Below are 15,184 nucleotides of genomic sequence, written 5' to 3'. Positions count from 1 at the left end.
TCCCCCACCAACCCCCTCACCCCCACCATCGGTGGATTCAACGGCACGCCTCAGACCAACGCCGGTACGAGCACCGCCAACACCGGCACCGGCACCGGCACCGCTGGACTCGGCCTCGCACCGGGCAACGCCGTCGCGGGAGGTCGCGGCGCAGCTTCTGGCCAAGGCACCAGCACAGGGCTTGCCAACAACGCCCGCCCTGGCGCAGGCGCAGGCGCAGGCGCAGGCATGCGTACCGGTGTCGGTGGCGGCCTCACCAACGGCCGTGGTCTCGGCGCTGGCGCCAACGGGATCGCCGGTAGCCAGCGCGGCGGCGCGTCACTTGGGCCCGGCTTCGGTACTGGCGCCGGAACAGGCGCTGGAGCTGGATCGAGCGCCGGAGCCGGAGCGGGCCAAAGCACAAACGGGATGCGCCCAGGTATCGGCGGCACTGGCGCGGGCGGCACCGGCGCACACGGCGCGGGCTCGTCCTACGCCGCCGCCGGGGCGCACGGAGCGGCAAGCCAAAACGCCCACGGTGCCCGCGGCGGCGCCTTCGCGGGCCCCATGGCGGCTGGTGCCAACCGGGGTCGCGGGCGCGACAAGTCAGGTTCGAAGGTCCGCACCGTCACCAGTGCGGTGGAGCGCGACGGCAACCTCAAGGCGCTGCTTGGCGACGCTCCCCTGCTCCTGCCAGCAGTCATCGGCCACAACGTGCGCGGCTAGCCCCGCCGCGGCTAACCCCGCTGCCCGCTAGTGCCCACCGTGGCCGGCGGGCAGATCCAGGTCAGCTTCCTGGCCAGGCTCGACGATGACGAACTGGCCCATCATGCCGCTGTCTTCGTGGTTGAGCATGTGGCAGTGGTACATGTACGCCAGGCTCGGGTCCGGGTAGTAGCCCATCTCCACGAGCAGGCTCACCGTGGCCAGCGGCGGGACGGTGATGGTGTCGTGCCAGCCGGTGGTGAATTCCAACTCGCCGTTTTCCACGCCGATGACCGCGAAGCGCGCGTCGTGGATGTGGAAGTTGTGAGCCATGTCGTCGTTCTCGTTGGTCACGTGCCAGATCTCTGGGCCCTTGTGGTCCACAGTGAAGTCCACGCGGGTCATGTCCATGGTCTTGCCGTTGATCTCGGTGCCGTTCATGCGGAACTCGCGCTCCACCTCGACAGAATCCGCGTCAGGCACCTCGAACGGCACCAGCGAATCCGCAAGCTCAGACACCTCGGGTGCGTCGTCCGACGGCGCAGCGATCTCCAGCAGGTCGAACTTGTCGGTGAAGCCGAACATCTCCGCGGTTTCTTTATCCGGCATGCCGCCCAGGTCCGGGACACCGTCGCTGCGCAGCTTCAGGTCCTTGCCCGGCTCCAGGTCCACCACGATCTCCACGCGCTCGCCGGCGCTGAGCAGCACGCCGTCGACCTCGACCGGCGCACCCAGGAAGCCCTGGTCCGTGGCCACCACGTGGAACGGCTTGCCCAAGGACAGGTGGTGGAAGCGCATCGTCGCGCCGTTGAGCACGCGCAGGCGCACGCGTCGGGTGGTCGCCTCGAAGCGCGGCTTGGTCATGCCGTTGACCATGACGGTGGAGCCGACCCAGCCGTTGTCCTCGTCCAGCTGGCCGTCTTCGGTGAAGTTGGCGTCGGTGATGATCACGGGGATGTCGTCTACCCCGTATTCGTTGGGGAGGCCGGGGAAGGCGGAGTCATCGTCGTCAAGCACGAGGCCCCCGGCAAGGCCACGGTAGGCATGGACGGCGGACTTCTCGTGCGGGTGTGGGTGGTACCAGCAGGTCGCGGCCGGCTGGTCCACGGTCCACGACGGCGACCAGGACTTCCCCGGATCGAACATGAGCGCCGGCCCGCCGTCGGCGGCGGCCGGCAGGTGCAGGCCGTGCCAGTGCACGACGGTCGGCTCCGGCAGCTCGTTGTGCACCGTCATGTCGATTTCCTCGCCGCGTCGCATGTACAGCGTCGGCCCCTGGTACGGGCCGTTGAAGCCCCAGGTTTTGGTCATGGTTCCGGGCACGATTTCGAACTCGCCTTCCTGCGCGGTCAGTTCGAAGCGGCGCACGTTGCCGTCGAGCTCGCCTTCGTACAGCGGCGGGATGCGAAGCGGGCGCGCCTTTTCGTCCGCGCCCAGCGGTTTGGTCTGCGAAGACGTCGAGCACGCCGTACCCGTCGCTGCTGCGGCCAGCGCCGCCGTCGCAAGAAGTGTGCCCCTGAAGAATGTGCGTCTGCTCATTGCCATGTCCGCCTCCCGGTTCGCTGATACTCTCTTTCGACCCTACTATCCGCTGTATGCATAACGATCAACGCGAGGAACGCAACGCACGCCGGTTCGTCTGGTCAAACGGCCTGCAAAACATCGGCGACCAGCTCGTCGCGCCGAAGACGGTGCTGCCGTGGCTCTTCGGCGCCGCGGGCGTGCCGGCGGTGATGACCTCCTTCCTCGTGCCCATCCGCGAATCCGGCTCAATGCTGCCGCAGGCGTTTCTGAGCCCGTGGGTGACCTCGAAGCGCTCCCGCAAACGCGTGTGGCTCATCGGTTCGTGGGGCCAAGCCATCGCCGCCGGGCTCATTGCGGTAAGCGCATTGCTTCTCGACGGCGCTCCGCTCGGCGCCGCCATCCTGATCTTGCTCGCCGTTCATGCGCTGTTCCGTTCCCTGTGCTCGCTGGCCGGCAAGGACGTGCAGGGCCGCACGATTTCGAAGGGCCACCGCGGCGACATCACCGGCCGCGCCACCACCCTGGCCGGCGCGTTCACCCTCGGCATCGGCCTGATTCTCACGTTTTTGCCGAACAACCTGCCGCAGTGGGCGCTCGCCGCGCTGCTCGCCGTGGGCGCTTCCACGTGGGCGCTGGCGTCGCTGGTCTTCGGCGGCATCGACGAGCCAGAGGCGGAGCCGAAAGCCAAAGACGGCCAGAGCATGAAAGAGATGTGGGCGCTGGTCAAAAGCGACCGGGACCTGCAGAAGTTCCTGGTGGTGCGCTCGCTGATGCTGGTCACCGCACTTTCCACCCCGTTCATCGTGGTCATGGCCGGCAACGAGGGCGCGGACCTGACCGGCCTCGGCGCGTTCATCATCGCCTCCGGCGGCGCGTCCCTTCTGGGTGGCAGGGTGTCGGGCAGGTTGTCCGACAGGTCGTCGAAAAGCACGATGGCCTGGGCCGCAGGTATCGCTTCGACCGTGATCGTGGCCCTGGTCCTCAGCGCCCGCATGGCGCCTTCTGGGGTGAACGCCTGGGTGATGCCGCTGGGCTTCTTCCTGGTCAACCTCGCCCATACCGCGGTGCGCGTGAGCCGCAAGACGTACCTGGTGGACATGGCCGACGGCGACAAGCGCACCATGATCACCGGCGCCTCCAACACCGTGATGGGCATTGTGCTGCTGGTTGTCGGCGCGATGTCGTCGGCGATTGCGGTGCTCGGGCCGCAGGCGGCGCTCATCTTCCTGGCCGTCGTGGGCTACGCCGGCGTTTTCGGCGCGCGGAACCTGAAAGAAGTCTCGGCGGCCGCCGCCTAGGCGTTATGCTTGGGGCCGACAAAAACCGCTCAACACCCTATAAATCAAGGAGCATTCGAGTGCCTACCCACTTCGAACGTGCCGTTGTCGTGCTTGCGGCCGGCGCCGGAACCCGCATGAAGTCCGACCGCCAGAAGACGCTGCACGAGATCGGCGGGCGCAGCCTGCTGTCTCACTCCCTGCACGCGGCCGCCGGTGTGCACCCCAACTACCTGGTTGCGGTTGTCGGCCACCAGCGCGACCAGGTCGCCCCGGCCGTGGAGCAGATCGCCGAGCAGATGCACGTGGAGATCCGCCAGGCCGTCCAGGAGGAGCAAAACGGCACCGGCCACGCGGTGCAGGTGGGCCTTTCCGCAATCCCGGACTTCGACGGCACCGTGGTGGTCACCAACGGCGACGTGCCGCTTCTGACCCCGGAGACCCTGCAGGCGCTCGTCGACAAGCATGAGTCCGAGCACGCGGCGGTTACCGTGCTCTCCCTCGAGTTCGACAACCCCACCGGCTACGGCCGCATCATCCGCGGCGAGGCCGGCGACGTCCTTGAGATCGTGGAGGAAAAGGACGCCACCGACGAGCAGCGCAAGGTTCACGAGGTCAACTCCGGCGTGTTCGCCTTCGACGGCAAGGTGCTTCGCGACGCACTCACGCGCGTCACCCCGGACAACGCCCAGGGCGAGTTCTACATCACCGATGTTTTGAGCATCGCGCGTAACGACGGCCTCCGGGTCACCGCGTTTACCGCCCCCGACGCCCGCGAGCTCGCCGGCGTGAACGACCGGGTGCAGCTGGCGGAGGCAGGCAAGGAGCTCAACCGCAGGCTCGTCGAGAAGGCGATGCGGGGTGGTGCGACCGTGATCGATCCGGACACCACCTGGATCGGCGTCGAGGTGGAAATCGGCCGCGACGTGGTCATCCACCCGAACACCCAGCTGTGGGGCTCCACCGTCATCGGCGACGGCGCCGAAATCGGCCCGGACACCACCCTGACCGACATGGAAGTCGGCGCCCGCGCCACCGTCGTGCGCACCCAGGGCGAGCTCGGCGTCATCGGCGAGGAAGCCACCGTCGGCCCGTTCACCTACATCCGCCCCGGCACCGAACTCGGCGCCCGCGGCAAGCTCGGCGGCTTCGTCGAATCCAAGAACGCCAAGATCGGAGAAGGCTCCAAGGTGCCGCACCTGACCTACATCGGCGACGCCACGGTGGGCAAGCACTCCAACATCGGCGCAAGCTCCGTCTTTGCCAACTACGACGGCGTGAACAAGCACCACACCACCATCGGCGACTACTGCCGCACCGGCTCCGACACCATGTTCGTCGCGCCGGTCAACATCGGTGATGGCGCCTACACCGGCGCGGGTACAGTGGTCACGGAAGATGTGCCCGCCGGCGCGCTTGCCATCAAGGAAGGCCGCCAGCGCAACATCGAAGGCTGGGTGGAAGACCGCCGCCCGGGCACCGAAGCGGCAGAGGCTGCGAAAAACGCGAAGCGAGAGGGTTAATTTCATGACTGGTTACTCCACCGAAAACCACAAGGACCTCAAGGTCTTCACCGGACGCGCCCACCCGGACCTCGCAGAAGCTGTGGCCAAAGAGCTCGGCATCGAGCTGGTGCCCACCACCGCGCGCGACTTCGCCAACGGCGAAATCTTCATCCGCTTCGAAGAGTCCGTCCGCGGGGCCGACTGCTTTGTCATGCAGTCCCACGCCCAGCCGCTGAACAAGTGGCTGATGGAACAGCTGATCATGATCGACGCGCTCAAGCGCGGCTCCGCCAAGCGCATCACCGCGATCCTGCCGTTCTACCCGTACGCCCGCCAGGACAAGAAGCACCGCGGCCGCGAGCCGATCTCCGCCCGCCTGATCGCGGACCTGCTCACCGCCGCCGGCGCGGACCGCATCGTGTCCGTGGACCTGCACACCGACCAGATCCAGGGCTTCTTCGACGGCCCGGTGGACCACATGCACGCCCAGCCGATCTTGGTGGACTACATCAAGTCCAAGTACCCGCTGGACAACCTCGTGGTGGTCTCCCCCGACGCCGGCCGCGTGAAGACCGCCGAGAAGTGGGCCAACATGCTCGGCGACGCCCCCATGGCGTTCGTGCACAAGACCCGTGACATCGACGCAGCGAACAAGGTCGTGTCCAACCGCGTCGTCGGCGACGTCGACGGCAAGGACTGCGTCCTCATGGACGACATGATCGACACCGGCGGCACCATCGCCGGCGCCGTCGGCGTGCTCAAGGAGGCCGGCGCGAAGTCCGTGGTCATCGCCTGCACCCACGGCGTGTTCTCCGACCCGGCACGCGAGCGCCTCAGCGACTGCGGCGCCGAGGAAGTCATCACCACCGACACCCTGCCGCAGGACACCGAAGGCTGGAGCAACCTCACGGTGCTCTCCATTGCGCCGCTTTTGGCCAAGACGATCCACGAGATTTTTGAAAACGGCTCCGTGACCACCCTGTTCGAGGGTCAGGCGTAAACGCCGCGGTTCGCCGGGACTCAGCCGGGGCAGCACTTGCGCTGCCCCGGCTTCACGCATACGGGAAGGAATAAGGATGTACGAGCGCTACGCCCCGTCGGTGGATTTCACCCCCGACCTCGAGCACGCGAAGTCCATGTTCGACAACGACGCCACCCTGGAGTACCTCGGCGCCACCATCACGCGGCTTGAGCCGGGTGTGGCTGAGGGCGAGTTCACGGTGGAAGCGCGCCACGCCAACGGCTTCGGCGTGTGCCAAGGCGGCGTGCTGTTCACCTTCGCCGACGCGCTGTTCGGCGGCGCGTGCAACTCGCGGCGAACCGACCCGACCGTCAGCGCGCAGTCCGAGATGATCTACCTCGCGCCCGCGAAGATGGGCCGCACCATCCGCGGCGTCGCGCGCGAGCGCCACACGTGGGGCAGAAACGGGCTTTCGGACGTCACGCTTTACGACGGCGACACCGCCATCGCCGAATTCCGCGGCATGTCCCGCACCACCACCCGACCACCGACAGGAAACTAAACCGTGAGCCAGAACGACAGCCTGCAAGAACAGGGGCTGAACAGGAGCGTCAAGAGTAGGCAATTGATGATGATTGCCTTTGGTTCGTCGATAGGCACGGGCCTGTTTTTGGGCTCCGCCGGATCGATCCAGTACGCCGGGCCCGCGGTGCTGATCTCGTTCGCGCTTGTCGGCGTGATCGTGTACTTCCTCATGCGCATGCTCGGCGAGATGGCGGTCGAGCACCCGGTCTCCGGGTCGTTCGCGGCGTACTCGCGCGCGTTCATCGGGCCGGTGGCCGGCTTCATCACCGGCTGGAACTGGTGGTTCACCACCGTCGTGGTGGGCATGCTGGAGTTGACCGCCATGGGCACGTTTTTGGACTACTGGTTTCCGGGGCTGCCGCACTGGGTCACCGCGCTGGTGACGCTGCTGCTGGTGGTGGTGCTCAACCTGTTCAACGTCCGGGTGTTCGCCGCGACGGAGTACTGGCTGTCGCTGATCAAGGTCGCAGCGCTTGTGCTGATGATCGTGCTCGGGTTCGCGCTCGTGGTGGGTCTCGGCCCGGACGAGGCGATCGGATTGTCCAGCATCACCGACCACGGCGGGTTCATGCCCAACGGCATCTCCGGCGTGCTGTTCGCGCTGGTGGCGGTGACGTTCACGTTCGGCGGCATCATGTCCATCGGCACCGCCGCCGGCGAGGCGGACGACCCGGAGAAGGCCATCCCGCGCGCCGTGAACTCCGTGGTGTGGCGCATTCTGGTGTTCTACCTCGGCGGCATCGGCACCATCTTGCTGCTCGCGCCGTGGAACGAGCAGGAAACGAACGAAAGCCCGTTCATCCGCGTCCTCGCCGGCGTGGGCTTCGGCCCGGCCGCAACCGCACTCAACGTGGTCATCGTGGTTGCGGTGTTCTCTGTGCTCAACACCATGACGTACTCGGGCGCGCGCATGCTGCGCGACCTCGCCCGCAACGGCCAGGCGCCCCGCGCGTTCGCCGCCACCAGCGCGAAGGGGCTGCCCACCAAAGCCCTGCTTTTCGACGCCGCCCTGATGGGCACCGTGGTCATCCTGAACTTCTTCTTCGAAGGCAAGATCTTCGCGGTGCTGCTGGCCATCATCGTCGGCACAGAGCTGATCACCTGGGCGGGCATCTGCATCTCGCACCTGAACTTCCGCAAAACCTCCAAGAGCGCAACCTTTCCCGCCCCGCTGTACCCGGTTGCCAACTGGGTCTGCATCGGGTTTTTCGTCCTGGTCCTCGTGCTGATGGGTATTCTGCCGGAATACCGCATGGGCCTTGCCACGCTGACCGGCTGGATCATCGTGCTGGGCCTGATCTCACTGACCACGCAGAGGAGCCGCGCATGATCCGCCCCGACCTTGACTCGCTGCCCGCGTATGTTCCGGGCGTGCGCGACGAACGCGCCATCAAGCTGTCCTCCAACGAATGCGCCGAGAGCCCGCTGCCCAGCGTGCTCGACGCCATGAGTAAAGCGCTCGGCGAGGTCAACCGCTACCCGGACATGGGCGCAGTACAGCTGCGCGCGGCGCTGGCTGAGCACCTCGGCGTGGCGCCCGAGCAGGTTGCGGTGGGCACCGGCTCGTCCGCCCTGTGCCAGCAGCTGGTCACCGCCGCCGCGGGCCCGGGCGACGAGGTGGCCTTCCCGTGGCGCAGCTTCGAGGCCTACCCCATCTTCGCCCAGATCGCGGGCGCGACCCCTGTGCCTGTGCCGCTGACCGCCGACCACCGGGTGGACCTGTCTGCCCTCGCCGCGGCCGTTACCGAGCGCACGAAGCTCATCTTCGTGTGCAACCCGAACAACCCCACCGGCACCACCGTCACGGACGCGGAGTTCGCCGCGTTCATGGACGCGGTGCCCGCAGACGTACTGGTCGCGCTTGATGAGGCCTACTTCGAGTACAACCAGGCCGCCGACACCCCCGTCGCCACCGAGGTCATCAACCGCTACCCCAACGTTGTGGGGCTGCGCACCTTCTCCAAGGCGTACGGGCTGGCGGGCGCGCGCATCGGCTACGCCTTCGGCCCGCAGGCTGTTATCGAGGCGCTGAACAAGGTGGCGGTGCCGTTTTCCGTCAGCTCCGTCGCGCAGGTCGCGGCACTCGCGTCACTTTCGGCTTCAGACGAGTTGCGTGCGCGTATCGACGGCACGGTGGCCGAGCGGAGCCGTGTCGTCGACAAGCTTGGGCTCGCAGAAAGCCAGGCGAACTTTGTGTGGCTGCCCGGCGCCGGCCAAGAGCTGGCGGACCGGCTCGCCACAGAAGGCGTGCTGGTGCGCGTCTTCCCCGAGGGCATCCGTGTGACCGTGACCAACACGGAAGAAACCGACGCGCTATTGGAGGCCTGGGCCCGTGCGCAGTGAGCGCCGCCGCGTCATCGCGGCCACGACCATCGGCACCGCCATCGAGTGGTACGACTACTTCCTCTACGCCGCCGTGGCAGGGCTGGTGTTTAACAAGGTGATGTTCGGCCCGCTCGGGCCCGCGGCGGCGACGATCGCCAGTTTCCTCACCGTCGGCCTGTCCTTTCTGTTCCGCCCGTTGGGCGCGGTGCTGGCGGGCCACTTCGGCGACCGGCTGGGTAGGCGCGGCGTGCTCATGGTCACGCTGTTCACCATGGGCACCGCCACCGCGCTGATCGGGCTGTTGCCCACGTATGAGACCGCCGGCTGGATCGCGCCGGCCGCGCTGGTGGTCCTGCGCATCCTGCAAGGCACGTCCGCCGGCGGCGAATGGGGCTCGGCAGTGCTTTTGGCCGTGGAGCACGCGCCGGACAACAAGCGCGGACTCTACGGCGCCGGGCCCCAGGTGGGCGTGCCGGCGGGGCTCTTGCTGTCCTCCGGCGTGCTGGCGCTGATGACCATCATCGCCCCCGGCGAGGCGTTCATGCAGTGGGGCTGGCGCGTGCCGTTTTTGCTTTCCGTCGGGTTGACGGTGTTGGGCTGGTGGATCCGCACGGGCGTCGACGAATCGCCGGTGGTGGAGGAAATGCGCGAGGTCGGCGCGCGCAACCCGGTCGGCTCGCTGTTCAAGCGCCACGCCGGGCTCGTTCTTGCCGCGGCGCTGATCTTCGCCGCCAACGGCACGGTGGGCTACATGACCACCGGCGGCTACATCCAGAACTACGTCACCGACCCGGCCGGGCTCGCCTTGGAGCGCGGCGACATCCTGTGGGCCGTCACCGCCTCCGCCGCCACTTGGCTGTGCACCACCGCGTTCGCGGGCTGGGTGTCCGACATCATCGGCCGGCGCCGCACCCTTCTGATTGGCTTTGTGGTGCAGGCGGCTGGCGTGCTGGCCTTGTTCCCGCTGGTGAACACCGGGTCGCTGCCGAAGATCACCGCGGCGCTGGTCTTCCTCACCGTCGGGTTGGGGCTGACCTACGGCGAGATCGGCGCGTTCTACGCTGAGCTGTTCCCCGCCTCCATCCGCGCGTCCGGCGCCTCCATCTCGTACGCGCTCGGCGCGATTTTGGGAGGCGCGTTCGCCCCCACCATCGCCGCCGCCCTGCGCGAGGCAACCGGCGGCACCGCCGCGATCACCGTGTACTTGATGGCGGCGACGGTCACTGGCTTCGTCGTCACGCTTTTGATGCGCGAACGTGGCGGCATCCCGCTGGGGCACGAGCACGAGGAAGCCCAGGCGAGCGGGCATTTTGTGTGGCAGAAACCGGCTGCTACCCTGTAGCAGTCTCGGCGAGGGCCTTCAAAGGCCGTTATCGACGCGATTTTGAGATCCTTTTGCGATCACTCGACGAGCACACATCCGTTCAGTGGTCGCAGGCAAGGCCTGTGGCCCTTCCCAACGAAGGAGTACAACATGGCTATTACCCCCACCGTTATCAAGGGTGAGCGTCGCGAGGAGTTCGGCAAGGGCTCCGCACGCCGTCTGCGCCGCGACGGCAAGATCCCGGGCGTCCTGTACGAAAAGGGCATCGACAACATCCACTTCGCGGTCGACCGCATCGAGATGACCGCAGTCGTGCGTAACGACGGCACCAACGCCATCGTCGAGCTCGAGCTCGACGGCGAGAAGCTGCTGGCCATGGTCAAGCACATCGACCAGAACGTGATCACCCTGGACATCGACCACATCGACCTGCTCGGCATTAAGCGCGGCGAGAAGGTCACCGTCGAGGTCCCGGTTGTCACCGAGGGCGAGGCAGCTCCGGGCGCAGTTGTGCTGCAGGAGACCGACTACGTCGAGATCGAGATCGACGCGCTGTCCATCCCGGACGAGCTGACCGTCTCCATCGAGGGCAAGGAGATCGGCGACACGCTCCACGCTTCCGACGTGAAGCTGCCGGAGGGCGCAGAGCTCATCTCCGACCCGGAGACCCTGCTGGTCAACGTCACCTTCGAGCAGGTTGACGAGGACCTCGAGGCTGAGGCCGAGGCCGCTGAGGAAGGTGGCGCTGAGGCAGGCGCCGAGTCCGAGGCTCCGGCCGAGGAGGAGGGCGACGAGGAGTAAACCCTCCGCCGCCGGACCCGCCACCGTATTCCCACGGCGGCGGGTTTTCCGTATTTTTGGGTGGGTTATTCTCGGGTCGTGACTATTTTGATCGTCGGCCTTGGCAACCCCGGCCCCCAGTACGCGGCCACGCGGCACAACGCGGGCGTGTTCGTGGTCGAAGAGCTGCTCGGCCGCGCAACCCCCATGCCGGCGCAGCTCGCGGTGCACAAGCGCACGAATACGGAGATCGCCGAGCTTGCGAAGGGGCGTTTGCTTGACGACGACCATGCGGTCCTCGCACGCACCCGGTCTTTCATGAACGTCTCCGGCGGGCCGGTCAAAGCGTTGATGGATTACTTCAGCGTGCAGCCGGAGGACCTGTACGTGGTGCACGACGAGCTGGATTTGGAGCTCGGCGACGTGAAGCTGCGCCTCGGCGGCGGCGACCACGGGCACAACGGGCTGAAGTCCATCACGAAGTCGCTCGGCGGCAAGCCGTACAACAAGGTGGCCGTGGGCATCGGCCGCCCGCCCGGGCGGATGGCCCCGGCGGATTACGTGCTGAAACCATTCAGCGCGAAGGAGCAGGTGGACCTTGCTATCGCGTCCGCGGACGCGGCGGATGAGATCCTGCGCGCGATAGGCTAGCGCGTATGAAGCTTGCCACGATCAGGACCGGAGACACCACCACCGCCGCCCGCGTTATCGGCGAGGGAAGGGCGGTGACGTTGGGCGCGGAGGGCGTCGGAAAGCTGTTGCGCGACGGCACCTTCGAGGAAGGCGAGGAGATCACCTTCACCCCGGGCGACCTCGCGCCGGTGATCCCGCGCCCCGGCAAGATCATCTGCGTGGGGCTGAACTACGCCAAGCACATCGCGGAGATGGGCCATGAGCAGCCGGACGTGCCCACCTTGTTCATCAAGTACCCGGAGGCGCTCATCGGCGCCTACGACGACGCCGAGGTGCCCAGCTTCAACGCCGACACCCTGGATTTTGAGGGCGAGCTCGCGGTGATCGTCGGCACCCGCGCCCGCCACGCAACCAACGGCGCCGAGCACATCGCGGGATACTCCGTGATCAACGACTACACCCAGCGACACTTTCAAAAGCGCACGCAGCAGTGGCACCAGGGCAAGTCGCTGGAGAAGACCGCGGGCTTCGGCCCGTGGCTGGACACCGAGTGGCAGCCGGGGCCCGCGATTACCACCACCGTCAACGGCGAAGTGATGCAGCACGCCCCCACCGACGACCTCGTGTTCACGCCGGCGAAGCTGGTGGAGTTCATCTCGCACCTCTACCCGCTCGAGCCGGGCGACGTCATCGCCACCGGCACCCCCGCCGGCGTGGGCCACGCCCGCAACCCGAAGCGCTACCTCGCTAACGGCGACACGGTGCGCGTGGAGATCGAGGGCTTGGGCGCGATCGAGAACACCACGCGGGTGTATTAGCGGCCGAGCTGGTCCAGCAGGCGGACCTCAGCCTCGGCGATCATTTGCAGCAGGGGCGGCTGGGGCGAGCGCGCCCATTGCGAGCGCGCCGGTGGTTGCGGTGGCAATCGCAATCTTGGAAAGTTTCATGCCCCTAACATCGCCCCGCCAGCTAGGGCGTTAGCATCCGCTCGATTTCGTGCGCCGGTGCGGCCATGAGGTCACCGCGGTCCGCGCCGACGAGGCAGTAGTCGTTGTCCCTGGTCATGGGGCGCAAGTACGGGTACGTCGGCGGCAGGCCCGGGTGCTCGCGGGTGAACGCGGTTTCCACCCCGCTCGCCCACCGTCCGGAAAACGCGCGCGAGACCACCGCGGGCGCATCCGTGCGCAGCAGTTCGCGGTTGCGCGCGCTGGTGCCGGCTTCGTCGGCAAGCAAAAACGCGGTGCCGCAGGCGACAGGGACGCCAAGCTTTTCGACGTCCTCCGGTCCCCGCACCCCTCCCGCCGCGATCACAGGACCGTCGGCCAGCGCGAGCAGTTCCTCCAGCGTCCGCTGGTCCGGATCCTCGTGCTGGTCCCAGGTTGCGCGGTGGCCGCCGGCGCGCGGACCCTGGACGATCACGCCGTCTGCTCCCCTGCGCTTCGCCTCGGCGATCTCGGCGGGGTTGGTCACCGTCGCCCACGCCTCCGAGCCCGCGGCGTGCAGCTGGGCGATCTCGTCTTCGGTGAAGCAGCCGAACGTGGACGAGACCACCGCCGGCGCGGCGTCGAGAACGAGCGCGAACTTCTCCGCGTAATCGGAGGAGATGTCCGGCACTGGTTGGTTGAGGCGGCGGGCGACCGCGTGGACGTCGTCAAGCAAAGGCTCCCGCTGCGGCACGAAGAGGTTGGCGCCGAACGGCGGCTCGCACGCGGCGAGCCACTCGCAGGCTTGGGCGACGGTGCAGGTGCCGAGCGCGATAAACCCGAAGCTCACCGCGTTGACGAGTGCGGGCGTGGACGGCCCTCCGGCCATGGGTGCTGCGATCACGCGTGGAAAGTCCATGGCTAGAGTATGCGTCATGTTCGGATTCTTCAGGCGCAAACGCACCCCCAAGCTGGAGGCGCAGTGGCTCGTGGTGGGGCTGGGCAACCCGGGCGAAAAATACGCCGCCACCAGGCACAACGTGGGGTACATGGCGCTCGACGAGTTGGCCGGCGAGCTTACGCCGGTGCCGGGGGTCAAGGCGCTCGTGCAGGTGCGCGACGGCGTGGCTTACGCCCGGTCCACGACGTACATGAACACCACCGGCGAGGCCGTCGGCCCGCTGGCGAAACAACTGGGCGTGGCGCCGGAGCGCATCATCGTGGTGCACGACGAGCTGGACCTGCCCGCCGGGAAAGTGCGCGTGAAACTCGGCGGCAACGAAAACGGCCACAACGGACTGAAATCCATCACCGAGCACCTGGGCACCCGCGACTACCTGCGCGTGCGCATGGGCATCGGGCGACCGCCGCAGGGCATGGCAGTGCCGGACTGGGTGCTCTCCCCCATCGACGGCGACATCTCCGGCCAAGTCACGCTCGCTGCAAAGGCCGTGCAGTTGATTGTCAGCGAAGGCGTAGCCAAAGCACAGAACGTGATCCACGCAACACGGTAGGTTGTGGGGCATGACCCGCCATGCCATGTTCGACAGCAAATACCCGCCCGCAACCGGCCTTTTTGAACCCGACGAGACCACCAGCGAAGTCTGTCTCCAGCTTTGCCACGGCTGGGGCTCAGCCATGATCATCAGCGGTCTCGAGGACGATGGCGTCCCCGTGTCCGTCTTCGAAGAAGTCCGCGACGAATACGCCCGCTTCGTCCCCGAGGCCTCCGAGGACGCCAAGCGCATCGAGGCCCTGCGCGAGGCGCTGGCGAAGCGCGACCTCTCGTTTTCCTTCGACACGGGCTACGACAAGGGCGAGGCTGCCGACGACGGTGCCGACCTGGCCCGCGAAGAAGGCCGCAAGGGCTATGCCTACTGCACCATGCAGGACGTGGACTGTGTGATCCACATCGGGCGGCTCTACTTCGGCTTCAGCTCCCTTGACAACCCCGGCGACGAGTCCGACGCCGAGATCGGCCAGACAGTCATCGAGGCGCTCGAAGAGGTCGGCTTTACGCCTGAGTGGAACGGCAAGCAGACCGGGCGCATCACATGTGAGGGCCTGAAGTTCGAGCTTCCGCTGGCGGACTAGCCCAGCTTCTCCTCCAGGTCGCTCAGCGCGCGCGTGAGCGCCGCCTGCTTGTGCTCGCGCGGGGAAAGCTCGCCGTCGTTGACGTCCTCGCCGAAGATGTTCAGCACCACCTGGTTGCGGATGTCTGTCATGGACAGGTTCGCCACGATCTGGCGCCAGTGCTCGACCGCGCGCACGCCGCCGTCCGCGCCGTAGCCCACAAACGCCACCGGCTTGCCGGCCCACTCGCCGAACAGTGAGTCGAAGGCGTTTTTCATCGTGCCCGGGATGGAGTGGTTGTACTCCGGTGTGACAAAGACGAACCCGTCGCAGGTGTCGACGGCCTTGGACCAGGCGGTGACGGCTGGGTCGTCGTACTGCTTATTCGCCGCGCCCGGCACAACCTCCGCGATGAGGTGCGGCACGTCGAACTCGGCCAGGTCGAGCAGGCGGTAGTCCGCGTCGTGCTCGGCCGCGGCGTCCATCACCCAGGAGCCGACCTGCTCGCCGATGCGGCCGTTGCGTACAGATCCAAGAAATACTCCGATTGTTGTCATGGGCACGACTGTACTTGGCCGGAGGTGCGTCGA

At 67.1% G+C, this 15,184-nt stretch carries 15 protein-coding genes and 1 pseudogene; 13 read left to right on the top strand and 3 right to left on the bottom strand.

The annotated features are described in order from the left end of the window. A pseudogene (locus MHY23_RS10375) lies at nt 1–705 on the top strand (hypothetical protein); the annotation flags it as partial. A 27-nt stretch (nt 706–732) separates the two neighbouring features. On the opposite strand, the gene MHY23_RS10370 reads toward MHY23_RS10375, so the two are convergent. Continuing rightward, on the bottom strand, nt 733–2,223 hold the full coding sequence (locus tag MHY23_RS10370; protein ID WP_239307491.1) for a multicopper oxidase family protein: 1,491 nt from the start codon (nt 2,221–2,223) through the stop codon (nt 733–735). A gap of 56 nt (nt 2,224–2,279) precedes the next feature. On the opposite strand from MHY23_RS10370, the gene MHY23_RS10365 reads away from it, so the two are divergent. From MHY23_RS10365 to MHY23_RS10320, 10 genes are all read left to right on the top strand, one after another. Next, entirely contained in the window at nt 2,280–3,506 is a 1,227-nt protein-coding gene (locus MHY23_RS10365; RefSeq protein ID WP_239307490.1) for an MFS transporter, read from the top strand. A 53-nt stretch (nt 3,507–3,559) separates the two neighbouring features. Further along, nucleotides 3,560–5,008: a bifunctional UDP-N-acetylglucosamine diphosphorylase/glucosamine-1-phosphate N-acetyltransferase GlmU gene (glmU, locus tag MHY23_RS10360; RefSeq protein WP_370645850.1), complete on the top strand. Its 1,449-nt coding sequence runs from the start codon at nt 3,560–3,562 to the stop codon at nt 5,006–5,008. Between the two features lie 4 nt (nt 5,009–5,012). Then, nucleotides 5,013–5,990 carry a ribose-phosphate diphosphokinase gene (locus MHY23_RS10355; protein WP_239307489.1) on the top strand — a complete coding sequence of 326 codons (978 nt, stop codon included), beginning with the start codon at nt 5,013–5,015 and terminating at the stop codon, nt 5,988–5,990. A gap of 76 nt (nt 5,991–6,066) precedes the next feature. Further along, a complete protein-coding gene (locus MHY23_RS10350) occupies nt 6,067–6,513 on the top strand; it encodes a hotdog fold thioesterase (RefSeq protein WP_181888084.1) in 447 nt (148 codons plus the stop codon). 66 nt (nt 6,514–6,579) lie between these two features. Continuing rightward, on the top strand, nt 6,580–7,866 hold the full coding sequence (locus MHY23_RS10345; protein ID WP_239307488.1) for an amino acid permease: 1,287 nt from the start codon (nt 6,580–6,582) through the stop codon (nt 7,864–7,866). Then, on the top strand, nt 7,863–8,879 hold the full coding sequence (gene hisC, locus MHY23_RS10340; RefSeq protein WP_239307487.1) for a histidinol-phosphate transaminase: 1,017 nt from the start codon (nt 7,863–7,865) through the stop codon (nt 8,877–8,879). The genes MHY23_RS10345 and hisC overlap by 4 nt, the downstream gene beginning before the upstream one ends. Next, nucleotides 8,869–10,203: an MFS transporter gene (locus MHY23_RS10335; protein WP_239307486.1), complete on the top strand. Its 1,335-nt coding sequence runs from the start codon at nt 8,869–8,871 to the stop codon at nt 10,201–10,203. The genes hisC and MHY23_RS10335 overlap by 11 nt, the downstream gene beginning before the upstream one ends. Nucleotides 10,204–10,335: 132 nt before the next feature. Further along, complete coding sequence (locus MHY23_RS10330) at nt 10,336–10,986, top strand: 50S ribosomal protein L25/general stress protein Ctc (protein WP_239307485.1); 651 nt, start codon at nt 10,336–10,338, stop codon at nt 10,984–10,986. A 78-nt stretch (nt 10,987–11,064) separates the two neighbouring features. Continuing rightward, nucleotides 11,065–11,616, top strand: coding sequence for an aminoacyl-tRNA hydrolase (gene pth, locus MHY23_RS10325; protein WP_239307484.1), 552 nt, complete (start codon nt 11,065–11,067; stop codon nt 11,614–11,616). A gap of 5 nt (nt 11,617–11,621) precedes the next feature. Further along, the gene (locus MHY23_RS10320) at nt 11,622–12,416 is read left to right on the top strand and encodes a fumarylacetoacetate hydrolase family protein (RefSeq protein ID WP_239307483.1); all 795 of its coding nucleotides are present in this window, start codon (nt 11,622–11,624) and stop codon (nt 12,414–12,416) included. Nucleotides 12,417–12,567: 151 nt separating this feature from the next. Here the strand turns inward: MHY23_RS10320 and MHY23_RS10315 are convergent, their stop codons facing one another. Then, nucleotides 12,568–13,440, bottom strand: a complete 873-nt coding sequence (locus MHY23_RS10315) for a nitronate monooxygenase family protein (RefSeq protein WP_239307482.1) — start codon at nt 13,438–13,440, stop codon at nt 12,568–12,570. A 16-nt stretch (nt 13,441–13,456) separates the two neighbouring features. Here MHY23_RS10315 and pth (MHY23_RS10310) point away from each other — a divergent pair, with 16 nt between their 5' ends. Continuing rightward, a complete protein-coding gene (pth, locus tag MHY23_RS10310) occupies nt 13,457–14,035 on the top strand; it encodes an aminoacyl-tRNA hydrolase (protein ID WP_239307481.1) in 579 nt (192 codons plus the stop codon). A gap of 10 nt (nt 14,036–14,045) precedes the next feature. Then, entirely contained in the window at nt 14,046–14,615 is a 570-nt protein-coding gene (locus MHY23_RS10305) for a hypothetical protein (RefSeq protein ID WP_239307480.1), read from the top strand. On the opposite strand, the gene MHY23_RS10300 is transcribed toward MHY23_RS10305, so the two are convergent. Beyond that, the gene (locus MHY23_RS10300) at nt 14,612–15,151 is read right to left on the bottom strand and encodes an NADPH-dependent FMN reductase (RefSeq protein WP_239307479.1); all 540 of its coding nucleotides are present in this window, start codon (nt 15,149–15,151) and stop codon (nt 14,612–14,614) included. The genes MHY23_RS10305 and MHY23_RS10300 overlap by 4 nt on opposite strands. Nucleotides 15,152–15,184: the final 33 nt, after the last annotated feature.

The sequence above is a fragment of the Corynebacterium sp. ACRQP genome (genome assembly GCF_022345915.1).
Classification (GTDB): Bacteria; Actinomycetota; Actinomycetes; order Mycobacteriales; family Mycobacteriaceae; genus Corynebacterium; species Corynebacterium lehmanniae.
Note: the sequence above shows the minus strand (reverse complement) of the source record. Positions and strands in the feature narration are given on the sequence as shown.